This window comes from Streptomyces sp. SID5785 (assembly GCF_009870065.1).
Taxonomy (GTDB): domain Bacteria; phylum Actinomycetota; class Actinomycetes; order Streptomycetales; family Streptomycetaceae; genus Streptomyces.
In genome coordinates, this window is record NZ_WWIA01000768.1 from 1 (window position 1) to 2,419 (window position 2,419).

The 2,419-nt window shown below is 76.0% G+C and carries 2 protein-coding genes; both read right to left on the reverse strand.

Annotated features, from left to right (window positions below; genetic code table 11):
- A partial coding sequence (locus GTW43_RS25145) for a histidine kinase (RefSeq protein WP_161304293.1) occupies positions 1-981 on the reverse strand: 981 nt, incomplete at its 3' end.
- 265 nt (positions 982-1,246) lie between these two features.
- The coding region (locus GTW43_RS25150; RefSeq protein WP_161304294.1) for a geranylgeranyl reductase family protein at positions 1,247-2,419 on the reverse strand (1,173 nt) is incomplete at its 5' end.

Here is a 2,419-nt window from a genome sequence, read left to right on the forward strand (position 1 = left end):
CTGCACGATGCGGAAGGCGGCGAGGTCGGCACCGGGCGCGAGCGGGACGGGGTCTCCCTCGGTGCTCACGTCGACGGTGAGCCCGGCGTGGCCCGCCTGCTCGACGAGTTCGGGCAGGCGGTCGAGCCCGGGGGCCGGGGCGCGCGGCGCGTCGCCGGGCGTGCGCAGCGTGTCGAGGACCTGGCGCACCTCGCCGAGCGCTTCCTTGCTGGCGGCCTTGATGGTGGTGAGCGCGGTGCGGGCCTGCTCGGGGTCGCCGTCGAGGAGGGCGAGGCCGACGCCCGCCTGGACGTTGATCACGGAGAGGGAGTGGGCGAGGACGTCGTGGAGTTCGCGGGCCATGCGCAGGCGTTCCTCGTCGGCGCGCCGGCGGGCGGCGCGCTCGCGCTCGGCCCGGGCGTGTTCCCACTGTTCGCGGCGCGCCCGGGCCAGTTCCGCGACGGCGACGACGGCGAGCACCCACGCGAGGATCAGGCCCTCCTGGCCCCAGGACGCGGCCCCGTCGCCGGAGGGCGGCAGGTGCGGGTAGAGCCAGTGCGCGATGACCACGTGCCCGAGCCAGAGCAGTCCGACGGCACCCCACGCGGCCCACCGGCGGCCGGCGACGATCGCGGAGAAGCAGGCGAGCGCCACGGTGAGGAAGACGGGCCCGTACGGATATCCGGCGCCCAGGTAGATCACGGCGCAGACCGCGGTGGCGAAGGCGACGGCGACGGGGTACCGCTGGCGCCCCAGCAGCAGGAGGCCGCCCACGAGCAGCAGCACCCGGGCGAACGCGTCGAGGGCGACGCGTTCGGTCTGGTCGTGGCCGGCGAAGGTCGAGCCGACGAGGACGAAAACGGTGACGAACACCGTGGAGCGCCAGGGCAGGCGCCCGGCGCGCCGGTTCCACCCGGCGGGCCCCTGGTTCCACCAGGCGGGCCCCGGCCGGGTCCAGGGCGGGCCGTACTCGCCGCCGGCGCGCTCGCGTCGTTCGTCCATGCCGCCACGCTAAGGGCCGCGGGCCCCGCACGGCGTCCGCCGGGCGTGGTGAGCACGCCTACTCCCCGCGGAGTACGCGCCGCCGGGTCAGCGGGCGGAGGCCCGTCCGTGCCCGCTCCGGGCCGGCCAGTCCCCTGCCGAGCCCGGGACACGACATGAGGACGTGAGCCGGTGCGCGCCTCGCCGCAGGAGCCTCGGGGCCCCGGACGCCGCACACGCCCCGGTCACCCCGGTCACCCCGGTCGCCCCGGTCACCCCGCACACGCTAGGAGCTGACCGCGTCCCTGTCCTCGCGGTCGAGGCGGGACAGGGCGCGGCCCGCGAGCGGATGCGTACGCACCAGTTCGCCCAGGGTCGTCGCACCGCGGGTGATCTTCGCGAACGCGTTCCACGCCGGGCGGAAGCCCGTGAGCGCCGCGTGCAGCATGCCGGGCCGGCGCTCGAACACCGCCAGCATCCGCTTGCCCACCGCCATCTCGACGCCGAGCCCCGCCTTGATCGCGAACGCGTAGTTCAGCGCCTGCCGACGGGCGTCGACCGCGTCGTGGGACTCGGCGACGCGCACCGCCCACTCGCCCGCGAGCCGCCCCGACCGCAGGGCGAACGAGATGCCCTCACGGGTCCACGGCTCGAGCAGTCCCGCCGCGTCGCCGCAGACCAGGACCCGGCCGCGGGACAGCGGCGAGTCGTCGGCACGGCAGCGGGTCAGGTGCCCGGAGGAGACCGCGGGCTCGAACCCGGCGAGGCCGAGCCGGCCGATGAAGTCCTCCAGGTACCGCTTGGTGGCGGCGCCCTCGCCGCGCGCCGAGATCACGCCGACGGTGAGCGTGTCCCCCTTCGGGAAGACCCAGCCGTAACTGCCGGGGATCGGGCCCCAGTCGATGAGCACGCGGCCGCGCCAGTCCTCCGCGACCGTCTCGGGCACGGGGATCTCCGCCTCCAGGCCGAGGTCGACCTGGTCGAGCTTCACGCCGACGTGTGCTCCTATGCGGCTCGCGCTGCCGTCCGCGCCGACCACGGCGCGCGCCAGGACCGTCTCGCCGTCCTGCAGGACGACCGCGACCGTGCGCCGGTCGGGCACGGCCGAGCCGTGCTGCTCGACCCGGGACACGGTGACGCCCGTGCGCAGTTCGGCGCCGGCCTTCTGCGCGTGCTCGACGAGCTGGGCGTCGAACTCCGGACGGTTGATCAGCCCGAACAGCGTGCTGCGGGAGCGCCGGGTGCGCACGTACCTGCCGTCGAGCGAGAACGTCACCGCGCCGATCCGGTCCTTGAGCGGGAGCTCGAAGCCCGGGGGCAGCGCGTCGCGCGACGGGCCGATGATGCCGCCGCCGCACGTCTTGTACCGCGGCAGCTCGGCCTTCTCCAGGAGCAGCACGCGCCGCCCGGCGACCGCGGCCGCGTACGCCGCGGAGGCTCCCGCGGGTCCCGCACCCAC